The sequence below is a fragment of the Rhizobium sp. LARHSG275 genome (genome assembly GCF_052871115.1).
In genome coordinates this window covers 36,398-53,271 of sequence record NZ_JBIXJN010000012.1, presented here as the reverse complement: position 1 = coordinate 53,271, position 16,874 = coordinate 36,398, and the positions used below count along the sequence as shown (strand labels likewise).

The following is a 16,874-nucleotide window of genomic DNA, read 5'->3' as shown; positions in this document are numbered from 1 at the left end:
TCATTTCCCCGAAGGCTTGACGGCTGAGCAAGCGCCGGCATCGGCTTTTGCCGCCTCGGCAAGTAGCCGCATCTGCGGCCGCTCGGGGCCCTTGCGCGGCTGGACGTTGAACGGCTCGTCCGCCGGCCACCATTCGCCCGCCGCCCAATAGGACCAGCCGAGCCAGACGTCGCTATTTCCGGACATGGTGGCGTAGATTTCGGTCAATCCGCTCATGCAGTCCTTGTCGGTGGAGGCGCCGAATTCGCCGAGGAAGCCGCGCTTGTGGTGTTGCTTCAGCCAGGCGGTAACGCTGGCGATTGCCTCGACTGCGGCGCCTGCACCTTCGCAGGTCGGATGGGTTCCGGAGGAATCGGCGTCGAGATACTGGTGGACCTCATAGGCGTAGAAGTCGAGCGGATCGCGCACGCCGAGCATCACCGTGCCGTTGGCGCCGCCGATCACATCCTTTTCCCAGCTGCCCGCGCCGCTCCATGCCGTGCCCGGCACCAGGATGAGGTTGCGCGCGCCGACGGCGCGGATGCTGCGGATCGCGGCATTGGCGGCATCCAGCCAGTCGGTCGCCTTGATGTCGTGCGGTTCGTTCATCAAGCCGAAGAGAACGCCGTCCTGATTGGCGAATTCGACGGCAAGCCTTGCCCAGAAATCACCGAAGGCGGCATCCGTCGCCGGCGCCGTGCCGACCTGGGTCTTGTCGTAATAGCCGAAATTATGCGGGTCGAGCAGAACCGCCATGCCGTGCTTGCGGATCAGGCCGATGGTATCTTTGATCCGCTTGAGCTCGTCCTCGTCGAGCCGCCCGCCGAGTGCCGGCTGCAGGCGTTCCCAGCGGAAGGGCAGCCGGATGATCGTCATGCCCTTTTCGGCGAAATAGCCGATCGTGTCTTCGCCGGGATAGGTATAGTTGGTGCCGTAGATGCCGCCGCGCTCGCCATATTCGCCGCCGGACAAATTGACGCCGCGATAGCAAGGTGCATCAGTCGCAAAGGCCGGCGACGGGATCAGAGCGACCGCAAGCAGCAGCGCCGTCAGATGTCGTATCGTCCTCATGGCCATCCTCGTTATCGCGGCAAATCGCAACATCGGCGTCGCTGACGTTATTTTAACGGTCCGTTAGCTAAGAATTTCTAAAGTATCAGCACCTCGGCTTCAGTCTTTCACGCTGGGCGGGACACGAGTGCGCGTATGAACCAGTATGACAGGAACAGGGTAAGCCGGCTCCCTGGCTGGCGCAGTTTTGAGCCGTCTCAGACTGCGCCGGAAGGCGTGCGCATGCGCAGTCCTGTCGTCCGTCCGGATGATTTCGTCCGGCCATCGCCCGAACCCGTGCCGCCACCCTTCGAACCGCCGGCCAGCATTGCCGAAAGCCGCCAATATGAGCGTCCGGCGCCTCCTCCACCAAAACAGCCTGTCGTCGACGCGCCGTCGAATGCTGCGTCGGCACCTGGCGCCCCGCTTCTCGACCTCCGCTCCAGTATCGCCGCGATCTGGAGCCGGCGGTTGGTCGTGCTGGGGCTGGGCCTTCTCGGAGCTGTGGCTGGCGGGGCGGTGGCGCCGCGCATCGCCCAGAAATTCACCGCCGTCAGCAGCCTCTATTTCGATCCACGCCAGATCGGCCTTGCCGATGCCAGCGCGCAATCTTCGGGTCCCTCGCCGGAAATGATCTCGGCGCTGATCGACAGCCAGGTGCAGATCCTGACTTCGGGCAATGTGCTGCGCCGCGTTGCCGAAGCCATGAAGCTCGACCAGGATCCCGAATTCACCGGCGGCCGCACGGACGGCGCCGCCGTAATCGGCACTCTGCAGAAGGCGCTGGTCATCACCCGCGAGGCCAGCACCTATGTCGTCTCGCTTGCTGCCACGACCAACGATCCCGAAAAATCCGCAAGGCTTGCCAACCAGGTCGTCACCTCCTTCACCGAGGAGGAGAACAGCGCTTCGAACGGCATCTACGAAAATACCTCATCGACGCTCGACGGGCGCCTCAACGACCTGCGCCAGAAGGTGCTGGAGGCCGAGCAGGCTGTCGAAACCTTCCGCGCCGACAACGACATGGCCGCGACCGAAGGGAACCTGATCTCCGACCAACGGCTCGTCTCGCTGAACACGATGCTGGTGACGGCACAGGAAAAGACCATCCAGGCGAAGGCGCGCGCCGATGCCGTCGCCAATCTCCGCGTCGAAGACATCGTCGCCGGCAACCAGGCGGAGGGCGGCGTCACCTCGCCGCTCGTCAGCCTGCGTCAGCAATATGCCACCCAGGCCGCCGCCGTCGGAAGCCTCGAAAGCCAGATGGGCACGCGCCATCCGCGCCTGCAGGCGGCCCGCTCCTCGCTGCAGAGCATATCAGTCGAAATCAAGGGCGAATTGCAGCGTCTCGCCACCTCGGCAAGGGGCGAATACGAGCAGGCCAAGTCCGCCGAGGACAGCATCGCCAAGGAGCTTGCCGTGCAGAAGGCGTTGCAGGCGAGTTCGTCGGACAAGCAGGTGGAATTGAACGAATTGCAGCGCAAGGCGACGGCGGCGCGCGATATCTACGAGACGGTGCTGAAACGCTCCAGCCAGACGAGCGAGGAGCAGAACTTCAATCAGAGTAACATTCGCGTCATTTCGCCGGCCGAGCCGCCGGTCAAGGGAGACGGTCCCGGAAAGACGATTCTATTGATTGCCGGCGTCATCGGCGGTTTTCTCGCCGGTTTCGTCCTCGGCGCCGGTTTTGCGATCCTCGCCGGCCTCTTCAGCCATCCCGTCATCAGAAGTTATTTTAGGAAGTCCCCCGCTGCAGCCGCTTGATGACGGTCGTCGGTTTTCCTACATCGGAAGGACGGGTTATTGCCGGCAGGAGAGTCCCATGCGGCTGTTGATGATGCTTCTGATATCGCTCGTAGCCGTGTCGAGCCTCGCCCTGGCGTCCGCGTTTGCCGTAGACTGGACGAAATCCGTCGATTCGGGCGTTCAGCCCCTCTATCCCTACAAGGGTCTTCCCGGCGTCAAGGCGCAGCCGGATAAGAAAGAGGAGGAATCCTACAATTGCCGCACCGAAACCGTGCAGATCCGCCGCCGTTATGACGAAATTTTCCGTTCCGGCGGCATGCCGACGCTGATCTATGTCTGCGAACGCGACGGCTTCATTACCACGGGTGGCAAAGTTCCGCTCCGCGGCCACTATCAGCCGGTGCGGTAAACGCTTCGGGTAGGCGGCGTCAGATGACGCCCGCCCAGGCCGCAGCCAATTTCGGGATTCCGAAGTGCTATATAGATCATGGTGGGAGTTCCCTGCCGCCACACCTTGGCCGGATGGTTGGGGCTAAGCCTCCAGACTGAGCTGGAGTGGAGTGTCGTCTGCCTCGGCGACCTTAGGCTTACGTTTTGTTGCCGCCCGGCGTGGTGGTTTGGCGGTCTTCTGCAGAGTGTCGGAGCCGAGCTTGTCTGACTCGGAACTGGGCAGCAGCAGGCCGGCCGTAGGCACCGCGGCGGCTAGCTCAATGACCGGCTTGGGGCGAGGCATTTCAATGGCCGGCTCGGTGGCCGACACCTCGCGTGCCTTTGACGGCTCGGGTTTGCTGGCTGCGGATGTGGCGAATCGGATCATTGCAAGACTCCATTGCGTTCTCTTTACGTTCGCATTTGGAGATGGGTGAGTCAATGCAGGCCAGCTATCAAGAGCGGCGGGAATAAGCGTCCAGAAATGAGGACTTCGGAGAGTTCTTGGGAGCTACCGAGCGAACAAGCCTTTGCGCGCTTTATGACTGGCCCTTGCTACAAGGCACCTGCGCAACTTTCGTTGGAAAGGCTTAACTCCTTGATCTTGGTAGCGATCAAGAATGGAATGGTGCCCAGAAGAGGACTCGAACCTCCACACCCTTTCGGGTACCAGCACCTGAAGCTGGCGCGTCTACCAATTCCGCCATCTGGGCGACGGAGAGCGATGTAAGGGGGTGGCCCCTGACTGTCAACTGGGTTTTTGAAGTTTTTCTGACAGTTGGCGAAAAAGCAGCCGATCACATGCAAGGGAGCGCCGAAGGGTGGGCATAGCGCTCCCGTTGGCACGCCCTATATAGAGGAAATATCGAAAGGAATGCCTCATGCTTGCTGTCCGCACGCTTCTGCTCGCCGGTCTTTTAGCCGTTCTATCGCCAGCTATGGCCGGGGCCGATTCGCTGAAGCTGGGCAAGCCGGGCATCGGGCCGCTCAATACGGGATCGACGCTCTGCGATTTTCGCGGCTGCTTCGGTTTCGGGCCGCAGCAATGGCATCGCCCCGCCTATGTCCAGCCGAACTATCGTCCGCGCGGCGCGGGGCCGACCTATTATCGGCCGGGCGCTGCCGGGCCGCCGCAGCTGACCTATGATCCGCCGCCGGTGCAAAGGGTGCAGCCGAAGCCGCGCGACATGAACAGCCATGCCGCCTGGTGCAGCAACGAGTACCGCTCCTACAATCCGCGGACGGATCGTTTCCTCACCTATGAGGGCATCTACAAGACCTGCCGATCGCCCTACCGCTGAGCCGCGCGGTCAACTTTCGAGCGAGGCGCGGTCGACATGGCCGAGATCGCGACCGGGCTCGACGATGTCGCGGACCCGCTGTTTCAGCTCCCTCGGCCCGGGAAAACCGCCGTCGCGCTTGCGCTCCCAGATCAGATCGCCATTGACGCGGATCTCGAAATTGCCGCCGGTGGCGGGAATCAGCGCCACTTCGCCAAGACTGTCGGAAAAAGTATGCAGCAGCTCCTGCGCCATCCAGCTGGCGCGCAGCAGCCAGTTGCACTGGGTGCAGTAGAGGATCGTGACGCGGGCTTTCTCGGTCATGGCGATGTCCTTTCGTTTGCCGAGATTTAAGCCCTGTCGCGCGCCGGTGCAATCGCCTTACATAAGCGTCTTGCGCGCCGCTCTTCCGCATGGTCTCTTCCTGTGGTCGGTCATACCAGGAAGAGCCTATGCGCGTGGCAGTCATTGAAAATATGCGGAATACTGGCCTCGGCGCGCTTGCCGCAGCCCTTGACGAGGCGGGAGCGGAGATCGAGTGGTTCCGGATGTGGCAGGACGGCATCCTGCCGAAAGATGTATCCGGCCATGACGCGCTGGTCGTTCTCGGCGGCGAGCAGAGTGCGCTGGATGATGAAACCCACCCCTACCTGCCGGAGCTCGTCTGGCTCACGCGCCGCTTCGGCGATGCCGGCAAGGCGGTGCTCGGCATCTGCCTCGGCAGCCAGATCCTCGCCCGCGCCTATGGCGCCGACAATCTGTTGGGTGCCGCATGTGAATTCGGCTGGCACGAGATCGGCGTCACCGCCGAGGGCCGGGCCGATCCGCTGCTGTCGGCGCTTGGCTGCGAGGTCACCATCTTCGAATGGCATGCCGATACGTTTTCGTTGCCCGAAGGCGCGGTTCATCTCGCCTCGAGCCCTGTCGCCGAAAACCAGGCCTTCCGAATCGGCCGCGCCGTCTATGGCACCCAGTTCCATTTCGAGGCCAATGCAGCGGTCGTCGCGCAGTGGAAGGCCGAATTCCCCGATACGATCGAGCGCATCGCGCCGGGCTGGCTGGAGAACCATGCCGAACTGGCGGCAAGACATGCCGGAGCTGCCGATGCTGCAGGCCTTGCCATCGCGCGTGCCTGGGTCAGCCTGATCGAGCAGCAAGAGGTCGAAATGCTGTCGCGGGCCTCGGCGTGAGAGGCGATCCGATGCCGGCCAGCGAACGCGAAAAGATGGCGGCCGGCGAATGGTATTGCTGCCTTGATGATGAGCTCGACCTCCTGCGCCGGCAGGCGCGCTCAGCCGTCCACGCGCACAATACGTTGCCGCCGGATGAGCGCGGTGCGGTCGCGCCGGCCCTGAGGGCGCTCTTTGCGCAGGCTGCGCCTGATATCTTCATCGAAGCACCGTTTCACTGCTCCTACGGCATCAATATTGTTCTCGGCGAACGCGTCTATTTCAATGCAGGCTGCACCATCCTCGATTCCGGCCGCGTGACGATCGGCGACCGCAGCATGTTCGGCCCCGGCGTGCAGATCTATTGCGCCGAGCATCACAAGGAGCCGGCACTGCGCAGCACCGGCATCGAGATTGCCCGGCCGGTCACGATCGGCGGCGATGTCTGGATCGGCGGCAGCGCCATCATCCTCGGCGGCATCACCATCGGCGACGGTGCGATCGTCGGGGCCGGTGCGGTGGTGACGAGGGATGTGCCGGCCGGCGCAACCGTGGTCGGCAATCCAGCCCGCATCCGCTAGAGCAATTCCAGCAAAAGTGCGTAGCGGTTTTGCGTCCGGAATTGCGTGAAAACAAAGAGATAGAATATTTCCGGGATTCGGAGAAAAACGGAAATGCTCTAACGCCGGCAAAGCCGCCGTTCCGCGATGATCTTGCCATCTCGACAGCAGCGATCATTCCGCTAGATGAGAGGGCAGAACGGGAGGGAATCATGAGCGAACTGAATTTACCGATGGAAGGCGGCTGCCGTTGCGGCCGGGTGCGATTGAAAATCAGCGCCCCGCCGCTACTCACCATGGCCTGCCATTGCACGGGGTGCCAGAAGATGACATCGAGCGCCTATTCGCTGAGTGCGGCCATCCCCAGCGAAGACTTCGAGGTGACGCAAGGCGAGCCGGTGATCGGCGGCCTGCACGGCGCCACGAAGCATTATTTCTGCCCGCATTGCATGAGCTGGATGTTCACTCGGCCGGAAGGCATGGACTGGTTCGTCAATCTGCGCGCGACCATGCTCGACGACCCCAGCTGGTTCACGCCCTTCATCGAGACCTGGACGAGCGAGAAGCTGTCATTTGCCGAGACCGGGGCGGTGTATAGCTACGAGGCGCTGCCTGAGATGGATGCCTATGAGGGGCTGGTGAAGGAATATATGGGCAGGGGATGAGGCTTAGAAACCCTGGAAGAGAATGTCGACGGCAGCGATAATGCGATCGCTGTCGGCGGTAAGATCCGCCACCACGCCTCCAATCTCCTTTACGGAAATTGCGCCGGTGAATTGGGTAGCCATTACATAGGGCAGGTCATTGATCACGAATTGTGGATTGAGCTGACGCATGATTTTGGGAAGAGCTTCCAATGGAAGCATCGGCGCCATGGTCCGCGTTGTCAATTCACCAAGCAAGTCGGACTGCAGATCGAGGGCGAGCGCGTCGGTATGCGTGAGATTATAAACATGAAACCGAGCCATCAGAACTGTCGATATTTCTGAAACGGCAGACCGTGCTTTTCGACATAGGCATTGGAAGCGGCAATAGCCTCAGCGTTCTCGATGCGCCAAAGCCGCTCTCGCTCCGCCTTTATGGCCTTTGCGATGCCGTCCTCCGCCGCACGGGATATATTGATCTGGAGCTCGCGCGCCTGAGAGACGAGGCCTTCGTCAAGAGACAGGTTCGCTGCTTTTCTCGTCTGCTGAGCCATAACGACCTCCTCAATTTATGCGCACATTATATGCGCATAAAATGCCATTGAAAATCGTTATTCGTCGCCCATCTTCAGCGCTGCGATGAAGGCTTCCTGGGGAATTTCCACCTTGCCGAACTGGCGCATACGCTTCTTGCCGGCCTTCTGCTTGTCGAGCAGCTTGCGCTTCCGGGTGGCGTCGCCGCCGTAGCATTTCGCGGTCACGTCCTTGCGTAGCGCCGAAATCGTCTCGCGGGCAATGACGTTGCCGCCGATCGCCGCCTGGATCGGGATCTTGAACATGTGCTTCGGGATCAGCTCCTTGAGCTTCTCGCACATGTCGCGGCCGCGCTTTTCGGCAGCCGTCCGGTGCACCATCATCGACAGCGCGTCGACCGGCTCGCCGTTGACGAGGATCGACATCTTCACGAGGTTGCCCTCGCGATGGTCGGTCAGCGTGTAGTCGAAGGAGGCATAGCCCTTCGAGATCGACTTCAGCCGGTCGTAGAAATCGAAAACGACTTCGTTGAGCGGCAGGTCGTAGGTCAGCATTGCGCGCGTGCCGACATAGGTAAGTTCGATCTGGATGCCGCGCCGGTCCTGGCAGAGCTTCAGGATGCCGCCGAGATAGTCGTCGGGCGTCAGGATCGTCGCGCGGATCCACGGCTCGTGGATTTCCGAGATCTTGACGACATCGGGCATGTCGGCCGGGTTGTGCAGCTCGCGCTCCGTGCCGTCGGTCATGTACATCTTGTAGACGACCGAGGGCGCGGTAGCGATGAGGTCGAGGTCGAACTCGCGCTCCAGCCGTTCCTGGATGATTTCGAGATGCAGCAGCCCGAGGAAACCGCAGCGGAAACCGAAGCCGAGAGCGGCGGACGATTCCATTTCGAAGGAGAAGGAGGCGTCGTTGAGGCGAAGCTTGCCCATGGCGGCGCGCAGATCCTCGAAATCGGCGGCGTCGACCGGGAAGAGGCCGCAGAACACCACCGGCTGGGCCGGCTTGAAGCCCGGCAGCGCCTGGGCCGTCGGCCGCTTGTCTTCGGTGATTGTATCGCCGACGCGGGTATCGGCCACTTCCTTGATCGAGGCGGTGATGAAGCCGATCTCGCCGGGGCCGAGGCTGTCGATATTCACCATCTTCGGCGTCAGCACGCCGACGCGCTCCACCTGGTATTTCGCATCCGTGCCCATCATCCGTACCGTCTGGCCCTTGGTCAGCACGCCGTCGATGACGCGGACCAGAACCATGACGCCGAGATAGGCGTCGTACCAGCTGTCGACGAGCAGCGCCTTCAGCGGCGCCTTTTCGCCGCCGGGGCTCTTCGGCGCCGGCAGCTTGTGGACGATCGCTTCCAGCACGTCGGGAATGCCAAGGCCGGTCTTTGCCGAAATCAGCACCGCCTCCGAAGCGTCGATGCCGATCACTTCCTCGATCTGTTCCTTGATGCGGTCGGGTTCGGCGGCCGGCAGGTCGATCTTGTTGAGGACGGTGACGATCTCGTGATTGTTGTCGATCGCCTGATAGACGTTGGCAAGCGTCTGCGCTTCGACGCCCTGGCTAGCGTCGACGACAAGCAGCGAACCCTCGCAGGCCGACAGCGACCGCGAGACTTCATAGGCGAAGTCGACGTGGCCGGGCGTGTCGATCAGGTTGAGAATGTATTTCTCGCCGTTATTAGCCTGGTAGTGCAGGCGCACGGTCTGCGCCTTGATGGTGATGCCGCGCTCGCGCTCGATATCCATATTGTCGAGCACCTGCTCGGACATTTCGCGCTCGGCAAGGCCACCCGTCGTCTGGATCAGGCGGTCGGCCAGCGTCGATTTGCCGTGGTCGATATGGGCCACGATCGAAAAGTTGCGGATATGGGACAGCGGAGTGGTGGAATTGGTGCTCATGCGCGCCATATAGCAGCGCCGCCCCCTGCCGCAAAGCGGTAATTATCCCGCTGTTTACGCTATTTCGTCCTGTGTCGGGCGCCTATCAGACCGGCCACGTCTCCAGCCGCCAGGCCGAATCCCAGAACATCCATTCATATTGCGAGGCGCGTATGAAGACATCTGTCATTTGCGCCCGCTCTACCGGCGATGCGGCGCGGGCGGCGATGTCGGTCAGCGCGATGACTTCGCGGGCACCGGCGGCAAATTGCGGATCGCCATAGGTGTTGATCCAGGCCTGGAAGGCATTGCCCTCGATAACAGGCCGGTTCTTGATCGCTTCGCCGACGTGCCAGTAGATCCAGAAGCAGGGAAGGATCGAGGACAGCGCCACCGCGTAGGAGCTGTGATAGGCGGTGGCAAGCAGAAAGTTCGTATAGGCAAAGCCGGCAGGCGAGGGCTCGGCTGATGTGACGTCCGCAGACGTGATGCCGAACTGGGTGAGGAAGCCGGCGTGCAGGCCCTGCTCGACGGTGATCGCCTTCTGCGCCGAACCGAGGAAGCGCAGGACCTGCGCATTGTCGGGCGCCTTGGCTGCGACGATCGCGAGGCATCGCGCATAATGCTTGAGGTAGAGCGCATCCTGCAGGATATAGTGCCGGAAAACCTCCGGCGGCAATGTGCCGTCCGAAAGGCGCTGCAGCAGCGGCAAGGCCTCGATCTCGGCCATGATCGGCGCGATCCTGTCCCAGGCGACAGCCGTGAAGCTTCCCGTCAGTTCCGTGCTCTGCGTGCTGGCGTCCATTGCTCTCTCCTCGGATTACGCCGCCATATATGGACGGCGCAGCGGCGAAAGCAAGACGCGTTTGACCGCTTTTCATAGGCACTTGATTCCATCATCGGATAATGTATTTCTCTTATAGTGGAATCATGAGACCTGAAAATGGAACCGGAACTCGAACAGGCGATCGGCATCCGCATCCGCACGCTGCGGCAGGAAAAGGCTCTGACGCTCGATGATCTTGCTGCCGCCTCCGGCGTCAGCCGGGCGATGATCTCGCGCATCGAGCGGGCGGAGGCGAGCCCGACCGCCTCGCTGCTGGCAAGGATCTGCGCCGCGCTCGGCCTGTCGCTGTCGGCCTTCTTTGCGGAAGAGGGGCAGGCCTCGCCGCTCGCCCGGAGGCAGGAGCAGCAAGTCTGGCGCGATCCGGAGACCGGTTATCTCAGGCGGTCTGTTTCACCCCCGGGCACGGCTTCCGATGTCGATATCGTCGAGATCGAATTCCCCGCCGGCGCCCGCGTCAGCTTCCCCCCGCATGCGAGCGCCCATGGCATGACGCAGCATATCTGGCTGTTCGACGGCGAGCTGGAGATGACGGCGGGTGAGACCGTCTACCGGCTGCGCCCGGGCGATTGCCTCTTCATGCCGGTCGGCGAGGGCCACGTCTTCCACAATCCCGGCAACGCACCGGCACGCTATTGCGTCGTCCTCGATCGCGGCGGCCGATAGAAGCATTTCATTTCAGGAGAACAGCATGCCTGCTATTCGTACCCTTTCCGCCGAGGAGGCCCGCGCGGCCATTCCGGCTCTTTCGGAAATACTTATCGATTGCGTCGCTGGCGGCGCCTCCGTCGGTTTCATGCAGCCCTATGGGCTTGAGGATGCCGAGTCCTATTGGAGCGATGTCGCCGATGCCGTTGCCACGGGCGGAAATCTGCTGCTGGTCGCCGAACTCGGCGGCAGGATCGTCGGCACGGTGCAGGTGGGTGCCGCGCAGATGCCGAACCAGCCGCATCGCGGCGACCTGAAGAAGCTGCTGGTGCACCGCTCCGCTCGCGGCAACGGGCTCGCCCGACTGCTGATGGATGCCGCCGAGCGCGAGGCGGCAAGCCGCGGCAAGACCCTGCTCGTGCTCGATACGGCAACCGGCAGCGATGCCGAGGCGATTTATCCGCGCTTGGGCTGGCAGCGCGTCGGCGTCATTCCCGATTATGCGTTGTGGCCGGAAGGTGGCTTCTGCGCCACCACGCTGTTCTATAAGCGGCTCGCCTGATTGCGCCGGCCCCGCTCATGCCGGCCTGGCGAAGACAGGAAGCGTGCCACCGAGTGTCGCGCCCGTCGTCCATTGCGCGGCATTCCAGCCGAACTGTCGCGCCGCCTCGATATTTTCGGCCATATCGTCGATGAAGGCGATCTCGCCGGGCAGCACCCCGGCCCGCTCGGTCGCCAGTCGGAAGAAATCGGGGGAAGGTTTGCTGTACCCGAGCGCTGCGGAATAGATGATGTCGTCGAAATGCGCATTAAGGCCGATCTGCTCCATCAGGTAACGCGCCCGCCTATGCTCCTGGTTGGTCGCCAGCAAGAGGGTGATGCCGCTTTGCCTGAGAGCAGCGAGTTCCTCGAGCAGATTGAGATCGAGTCGGGAATCGTTTTCGAACCAGTAGTCGATCAGCGTTTCGGCGCGGAGATGGGGTGCGATTTTTGCGAGAACGCCGGCGAGCCTCGGCTCGAGCGCCGCGTGGCCGATGATGATATCGCGCCAGTGAGTCTGGAAGAATTCCTGCTGCAGCAGGTCGAGGCGCAGGCCGAGATCGCGCTCCAGATAGGTGAAGAGAGGCAGGCCATCGGTCGGGCGACCATGAATGAGCACGCCGTCGACATCGACCATCAGCACTTTCATGCGGAAATTTTCCTCGTTCTCAAAACACCGGCGAAAGTGCGTCATTATTCCAGACGATCAAGAGCCCGCGCCGCTTTTTTGTCAGGGCCGAGCCGTGTAAATCTCCATTGTCAATCAAGGGCAGGATCTGAAATGCGCGTCATCTATTCCGAGGATCACAAGCTGCGCGATGCCAAGACGGAGCTGCACGCCGGCCAGCTGGTGGCGCCCTTCGAGGCGCCGTTCCGCGCCGAATGGATTCTCGCAGCGGTCAAGCAGGCGGGCTTTACCGATGTCGTTGCGCCCGATGCGCACGGGCTGGAAACGGCTCGAAAAGTGCATGATCCCGCCTATCTGGATTTTCTCGCCACCGTCTGGGACCGCTGGGTAGCGGCCGGTTTCACCGGCGAGGCGATCGCCAATTCCTTCGCCGTTCGCCGCACCAGCCAGCGCGTGCCCGACAATATCGTCGGTGCGATCGGCCATTACGCCAATGCCGCCGATACCTCGATCACCAAGGGCTCCTGCGAGGCGGCGATCGCTTCCATGCGCTGTGCCGTCACCGGCGCCGACTGGCTGACGCGAGGCAATCGTTTCGCCTTTTCGCTCTGCCGCCCGCCCGGCCATCATGCAGGCATCGATCTCTTCGGCGGATATTGCTTCATCAACAATTCGGGCGTCGCGGCGCAGTGGCTGCTCGATCACGGTGCGAGGAAAGTCGCGGTGCTGGATGTCGATTTCCACCATGGCAACGGCACCCAGGATCTCTTCTATCACAGAGGCGACGTCTTCACCGCCTCGCTGCACGGCGATCCCATGCACGCCTTTCCCTATTTCCTCGGCCATGCCGACGAGCAAGGCGAGGGGGAGGGTGCCGGCGCCAACCGCAACTATCCGATGCCGCCGGGCACGCCTTGGGATGTCTGGTCTTCGGCCCTTGCTGATGCGCTCACCCGCATCAAGGCCTTCGGCGCCGAGGCGATCGTCGTGGCGCTCGGCGTCGACACCTTCGAGCGCGACCCGATCTCTTTCTTCAGCCTCACCTCCGACGATTTCACCCGCATGGGCGCGATGATCGCTTCCGCCGGCCTGCCGGTGCTCGCCTGCATGGAGGGCGGTTACGGCGTGCCGGAGATCGGCCTTAACGTCGCCAACGTCCTCAAGGGTCTGGAAGCCTGATCACCGCCGATGACCGACGAGACTGTTCCATCCCTCCCGACATCACGCATGCTGAGCTGGGCGCGCAATTCCGCTATCTATCGCCTCGAGCGGCGGATGATGACGGAAAAGCAGCTCTTTGACGCCATCACCCGCAAGGCGAAGGAGAGGTTCGAAGATATCAGCGCGGCGCAACTCAAGGCCGTTGCCGATTTCGCCGTCAAATTTGCCTATGACAACAAGGTGCTCGATGACCGCGCCTATGCGGAGATCAGCACGCGCTCTGCCGTGCGCGGCGGTAAATCGAAGCGCGCGATCGCCCAGAAGCTTGCTGCCAAGGGCGTCTCCAGCGACAAGGTCGAGGCTGCGCTTGAAGAGGCTGACGATCTCTATGCGGCGGCAATATTCGCCCGCAAACGCGCCTTCGGCCCCTTCCGCCGGGTCGAGCTCGACGAAAAGCGAAAGGCGAAAGAGCTTTCGGCTTTTGCCCGCAACGGCTTCAGCTTCGACATCGGCAGGAAGGTCTTCGACATGAACGTCGAAGACGCCGAAGAGGTCATCCTTGCGGGCCGTCGCTGATATTAGACAAGAGCTTTTGCTTGGCTGGTTGCGCCGATAGCTGCCCCTCACCCTAACCCTCTCCCCGTAAAAAACGGGGAGAGGGGACATGCCAAACGCGGCGTCGAGATTGGGGGAAGCCGGTGCAGCATGTCCCTTCTCCCCGCCTGCGGGGAGAAGGTGCCGGCAGGCGGATGAGGGGCTTCCAGCTCCGATCTCCCGCACCGCCGGCCGATCTTCGGCGCCTCGGCATCAGCGCTCTTGATCCCGGCATGAAAAGTTTGAATTTGGTTCTCCCCCGTCTTCGGCTTAGAACCGCGCCAGGATCGGGGGTTACATGGACATCAAGAATATCGAGACCGGGACGGATGGCGCAGCCTTGATGGCGCAGCCGGGCGTATCGACGGCTTCGGGCGGCTTGGCGGCCGGGGTCGCAATGTGCCTGATGTCGATGTCGTCGATCCAGTTCGGCGCGGCATTGTCGTCGTCAGCCATTGCGACCTATGGCGTTGCCGGTGCCACCTGGCTGCGGCTCGCTTTTGCGGCGATCATCCTTGCCGTCGTCGTCAGGCCTTCGGTGCTGCGTTATAGCGGCGCCCAATGGCGGGCGACATTGCTGCTCGGCACGACGACGGCCGCCATGACGCTCTGCTTCTTCGCGGCGATCCAGCGGCTGCCGCTCGGCCTGGCGATCGCCATCGATTTCCTCGGGCCGCTCTCGGTCGCGGTCTTCGGCTATGGCCTGACCTGGCGGCTCACCTGGCCGTTGATCGCTGCGGCCGGCATCCTCTTCCTCGCCCATGACGGCGAAGGCTGGGTCGGCAATCTCTCAGGCGTCCTCTTCGCCCTCGGCTCCGCGGTGGGATGGGCGGTCTATATCCTGTTGACGAAGAAGGTCGGCGCTGCCTTCAAGGGACTGGAAGGCCTGTCCATGTCGCTGCTCGTCGCCGGCCTCGTCGCGACACCCTTCGGTCTGGTGGAGACGGCGGGTGCCTTCACGCTGAAGGGACTGGCCGAGGTTCTCGGCCTTGCCATCCTCGTGCCGCTGCTGCCCTATGCGCTGGAGATGGTGGCGCTGCGGCGCATGCCGGCGGCATCCTTCGGTATTCTGATGAGCCTCGAACCGGCGATCGGCGCCCTTGCCGGTTTTTTGATCCTCGCCCAACCGATGACCGTGCTGCAGATGCTGGGAACGGCGCTCGTCGTGGCGGCCAGTGCCGGCGCCACCGCCTCGGCGGCGAAGACCTAGAAATGTATCAGCGTTTTTCCGTTGAGGTCGTCTCTATACGATAGATCAGGCGGGTTTGCGCGTGGGATCGTCGAGTGCCGGATTGTAGAACAGCGACAGAGTCAGGCTCTTGGCGATCCGTTCCGCCGTCGCCATGAACCAGGCCTTGGCCTCCGGCGATGGGGCGATATCGTCGAGCGTTGCGGCAAACAGCGACAGCCACTTCGGAAAGAGATCGGGTGTGAGGTTCGCAACACCGGTATGCGCTTGCACCGGCTTGCCGCCATAGGCGCCGCTGCGGAAGGCAACGGCCGACCAGAAGCTCTTCATCTTTTCCATATGCTGTGGCCAGCGGCCGGACAGCCTGGCGTCGAACACCGGGCCGAGATCGGGATGCGTTAACACGCGCCCGTAAAAGGTCTCGACCAGCCTGTCGATGAAAGCCTCGTCGACGCCCATGTCCCGCATTTCGGCCTCCGCCCTTTCGCGGATCGCCGCGACATGAGCAGGGCGGCCCTGAATATCATTGTCCATTCCAAAACCCCGGCGCCGCGTGATGCGGCGCCTCTCATATAGGTGTTTATGGCAGCGCGCCAAAGTCGCCCGCGCCACTTGCGGCAATCTGTCAGCTGGCCTGCTCCATGCCCTTGACCGTCACCACCTCCTTCTTTAGATTTAGAATTATTCTAAAAATTGGAGAGAGTCATGCTGGCGCGGTTTTTCAGATCCCCGAAACGATCTTTCGAGTCGCTCTCCGAGCAGGAGATTCTCGCCCTTGGGATCGCTTCCGAGGAAGACGATGCCCGCATCTATCTCGCTTATGCGGACAGGCTTCGCCGCGAATTTCCGGCCTCGGCCAAGGTTTTCGAGGACATGGCCGAGGTCGAGGATACCCATCGCAAGTCATTGATCGACATCCATCGCCAGCGTTTCGGTGAGCGCATTCCGTTGATCCGGCGCGAGCATGTGGAGGGATTCTACGAACGCAAGCCGGACTGGCTCAGGGCAAACCTTTCGCTGGATGCGATGCGCAGGGAAACCGAGGCGATGGAGGAGCAGGCCTATCGCTTCTATGTCGAGGCGGCAAAGCGGACCTCGGACGCTTCGACGCGCCAGCTTCTCGGTGATCTCGCGCTTGCTGAACAAGGGCATGAAGATATCGCCCGTATGCTCGGAGACAAACATACGCCCGAAGACGTCAAGCATGACGAGGACGAGACGGTGCGCCGACAATTCGTGCTGACCTATGTGCAGCCCGGTCTTGCTGGGCTGATGGACGGCTCGGTCTCGACGCTGGCGCCGATCTTTGCCGCCGCCTTCGCCACGCAGGATACTTGGCAGACCTTCCTCGTCGGCCTTTCAGCCTCCGTCGGCGCCGGCATTTCGATGGGCTTCACCGAAGCCGCCCATGACGACGGCAAGATCTCCGGCAGAGGCTCGCCGGTTAAACGCGGCCTTGCCTGCGGCATCATGACGGCACTCGGCGGTCTCGGTCATGCCTTGCCCTATCTGATCCCGCATTTCTGGACGGCGACCATCACCGCCGCCATCGTCGTCTTCTTCGAACTCTGGGCCATCGCCTTCATCCAGAACCGCTACATGGAAACCCCCTTCCTGCGCGCCGCCTTCCAGGTGGTGCTCGGCGGCAGCCTGGTGCTCGGCGCCGGTATCCTGATCGGCAATGGGTGAGGAGCGGTCGGGCGAAGCCCGAGCAATCGATCCGGTGAATCGATTGCAGCGACGAACGCCCTGAGCTCAAGCGAAGGGCCGGGAGACAGTGCGTCATACTCGGCACCAAAAGCGCTCCTTGCCCTTCGCTTGCGCTCAGTGCACTCCCGGCTTCGCCGCTCACCCCCTCATCTGCCTGCCGGCATCTTCTCCCCGCTGGGGAGAAGCGGAGTCGTGGCAGCGCCTCGCTCCCTTGAGACCTTTGCTATCGGAACGACACCCGTGCGTCTTGCTCCCCCTTCTCCCCAGCGGGGAGAAGATGCCCGTAGGG

21 protein-coding genes and 1 tRNA gene are annotated in these 16,874 nt (G+C 62.3%); 12 read left to right on the top strand and 10 right to left on the bottom strand.

What is annotated here, in order from left to right:
• Positions 1-1,050 carry a glycoside hydrolase family 5 protein gene (locus ACIPSK_RS17580; RefSeq protein ID WP_162115512.1) on the bottom strand — a complete coding sequence of 350 codons (1,050 nt, stop codon included), beginning with the start codon at positions 1,048-1,050 and terminating at the stop codon, positions 1-3.
• Positions 1,051-1,185: 135 nt separating this feature from the next.
• Between ACIPSK_RS17580 and ACIPSK_RS17575 the strand changes: the two genes are divergently transcribed.
• Positions 1,186-2,793 (top strand): GumC family protein, encoded by a 1,608-nt coding sequence (locus ACIPSK_RS17575; protein WP_162115511.1) that lies wholly within the window; start codon positions 1,186-1,188, stop codon positions 2,791-2,793.
• Positions 2,794-2,851: 58 nt separating this feature from the next.
• Entirely contained in the window at positions 2,852-3,184 is a 333-nt protein-coding gene (locus ACIPSK_RS17570) for a hypothetical protein (RefSeq protein ID WP_017966566.1), read from the top strand.
• Between the two features lie 123 nt (positions 3,185-3,307).
• Here the strand turns inward: ACIPSK_RS17570 and ACIPSK_RS17565 are convergent, their stop codons facing one another.
• Complete coding sequence (locus ACIPSK_RS17565) at positions 3,308-3,592, bottom strand: hypothetical protein (protein WP_017966567.1); 285 nt, start codon at positions 3,590-3,592, stop codon at positions 3,308-3,310.
• A 238-nt stretch (positions 3,593-3,830) separates the two neighbouring features.
• Positions 3,831-3,917 (bottom strand) — tRNA-Leu (locus ACIPSK_RS17560).
• 168 nt (positions 3,918-4,085) lie between these two features.
• Between ACIPSK_RS17560 and ACIPSK_RS17555 the strand changes: the two genes are divergently transcribed.
• Positions 4,086-4,505 carry a BA14K family protein gene (locus tag ACIPSK_RS17555; RefSeq protein WP_017966568.1) on the top strand — a complete coding sequence of 140 codons (420 nt, stop codon included), beginning with the start codon at positions 4,086-4,088 and terminating at the stop codon, positions 4,503-4,505.
• 9 nt (positions 4,506-4,514) lie between these two features.
• Here the strand turns inward: ACIPSK_RS17555 and ACIPSK_RS17550 are convergent, their stop codons facing one another.
• On the bottom strand, positions 4,515-4,808 hold the full coding sequence (locus ACIPSK_RS17550; RefSeq protein WP_017966569.1) for a SelT/SelW/SelH family protein: 294 nt from the start codon (positions 4,806-4,808) through the stop codon (positions 4,515-4,517).
• Positions 4,809-4,897: 89 nt separating this feature from the next.
• Between ACIPSK_RS17550 and ACIPSK_RS17545 the strand changes: the two genes are divergently transcribed.
• The 3 genes from ACIPSK_RS17545 (at position 4,898) to ACIPSK_RS17535 (ending at position 6,878) form a co-directional block, all read left to right on the top strand.
• Positions 4,898-5,674, top strand: a complete 777-nt coding sequence (locus ACIPSK_RS17545) for a type 1 glutamine amidotransferase (protein ID WP_210254152.1) — start codon at positions 4,898-4,900, stop codon at positions 5,672-5,674.
• 11 nt (positions 5,675-5,685) lie between these two features.
• A complete protein-coding gene (locus ACIPSK_RS17540) occupies positions 5,686-6,234 on the top strand; it encodes a sugar O-acetyltransferase (RefSeq protein WP_017966571.1) in 549 nt (182 codons plus the stop codon).
• A gap of 191 nt (positions 6,235-6,425) precedes the next feature.
• Positions 6,426-6,878, top strand: coding sequence for a GFA family protein (locus ACIPSK_RS17535; RefSeq protein ID WP_026154387.1), 453 nt, complete (start codon positions 6,426-6,428; stop codon positions 6,876-6,878).
• Positions 6,879-6,881: 3 nt separating this feature from the next.
• On the opposite strand, the gene ACIPSK_RS17530 is transcribed toward ACIPSK_RS17535, so the two are convergent.
• From ACIPSK_RS17530 to tenA, 4 genes are all read right to left on the bottom strand, one after another.
• On the bottom strand, positions 6,882-7,181 hold the full coding sequence (locus tag ACIPSK_RS17530) for a CcdB family protein (RefSeq protein ID WP_017966573.1): 300 nt from the start codon (positions 7,179-7,181) through the stop codon (positions 6,882-6,884).
• Positions 7,181-7,411: a type II toxin-antitoxin system CcdA family antitoxin gene (locus ACIPSK_RS17525; protein ID WP_017966574.1), complete on the bottom strand. Its 231-nt coding sequence runs from the start codon at positions 7,409-7,411 to the stop codon at positions 7,181-7,183. The genes ACIPSK_RS17530 and ACIPSK_RS17525 overlap by 1 nt, the downstream gene beginning before the upstream one ends.
• Before the next feature lie 57 nt (positions 7,412-7,468).
• Entirely contained in the window at positions 7,469-9,301 is a 1,833-nt protein-coding gene (gene lepA, locus ACIPSK_RS17520) for a translation elongation factor 4 (RefSeq protein WP_017966575.1), read from the bottom strand.
• A 76-nt stretch (positions 9,302-9,377) separates the two neighbouring features.
• The gene (gene tenA / locus ACIPSK_RS17515; RefSeq protein WP_017966576.1) at positions 9,378-10,076 is read right to left on the bottom strand and encodes a thiaminase II; all 699 of its coding nucleotides are present in this window, start codon (positions 10,074-10,076) and stop codon (positions 9,378-9,380) included.
• A gap of 138 nt (positions 10,077-10,214) precedes the next feature.
• On the opposite strand from tenA, the gene ACIPSK_RS17510 reads away from it, so the two are divergent.
• Both ACIPSK_RS17510 and ACIPSK_RS17505 read left to right on the top strand, forming a co-directional pair.
• Positions 10,215-10,781 carry a helix-turn-helix domain-containing protein gene (locus ACIPSK_RS17510; protein ID WP_017966577.1) on the top strand — a complete coding sequence of 189 codons (567 nt, stop codon included), beginning with the start codon at positions 10,215-10,217 and terminating at the stop codon, positions 10,779-10,781.
• A gap of 25 nt (positions 10,782-10,806) precedes the next feature.
• Positions 10,807-11,325 carry a GNAT family N-acetyltransferase gene (locus tag ACIPSK_RS17505; protein ID WP_017966578.1) on the top strand — a complete coding sequence of 173 codons (519 nt, stop codon included), beginning with the start codon at positions 10,807-10,809 and terminating at the stop codon, positions 11,323-11,325.
• A 15-nt stretch (positions 11,326-11,340) separates the two neighbouring features.
• On the opposite strand, the gene ACIPSK_RS17500 is transcribed toward ACIPSK_RS17505, so the two are convergent.
• Positions 11,341-11,952, bottom strand: coding sequence for an HAD family hydrolase (locus tag ACIPSK_RS17500; protein WP_017966579.1), 612 nt, complete (start codon positions 11,950-11,952; stop codon positions 11,341-11,343).
• Between the two features lie 132 nt (positions 11,953-12,084).
• Between ACIPSK_RS17500 and ACIPSK_RS17495 the strand changes: the two genes are divergently transcribed.
• From ACIPSK_RS17495 to ACIPSK_RS17485, 3 genes are all read left to right on the top strand, one after another.
• Positions 12,085-13,110, top strand: a complete 1,026-nt coding sequence (locus ACIPSK_RS17495) for a histone deacetylase family protein (RefSeq protein WP_017966580.1) — start codon at positions 12,085-12,087, stop codon at positions 13,108-13,110.
• A 9-nt stretch (positions 13,111-13,119) separates the two neighbouring features.
• Complete coding sequence (recX, locus tag ACIPSK_RS17490) at positions 13,120-13,668, top strand: recombination regulator RecX (protein ID WP_017966581.1); 549 nt, start codon at positions 13,120-13,122, stop codon at positions 13,666-13,668.
• Between the two features lie 316 nt (positions 13,669-13,984).
• Complete coding sequence (locus ACIPSK_RS17485; protein ID WP_017966582.1) at positions 13,985-14,896, top strand: EamA family transporter; 912 nt, start codon at positions 13,985-13,987, stop codon at positions 14,894-14,896.
• Between the two features lie 45 nt (positions 14,897-14,941).
• Here the strand turns inward: ACIPSK_RS17485 and ACIPSK_RS17480 are convergent, their stop codons facing one another.
• The gene (locus tag ACIPSK_RS17480; protein ID WP_017966583.1) at positions 14,942-15,409 is read right to left on the bottom strand and encodes a group III truncated hemoglobin; all 468 of its coding nucleotides are present in this window, start codon (positions 15,407-15,409) and stop codon (positions 14,942-14,944) included.
• A 171-nt stretch (positions 15,410-15,580) separates the two neighbouring features.
• Between ACIPSK_RS17480 and mbfA the strand changes: the two genes are divergently transcribed.
• Positions 15,581-16,564: an iron exporter MbfA gene (mbfA, locus tag ACIPSK_RS17475; RefSeq protein ID WP_017966584.1), complete on the top strand. Its 984-nt coding sequence runs from the start codon at positions 15,581-15,583 to the stop codon at positions 16,562-16,564.
• Positions 16,565-16,874 lie beyond the last annotated feature (310 nt).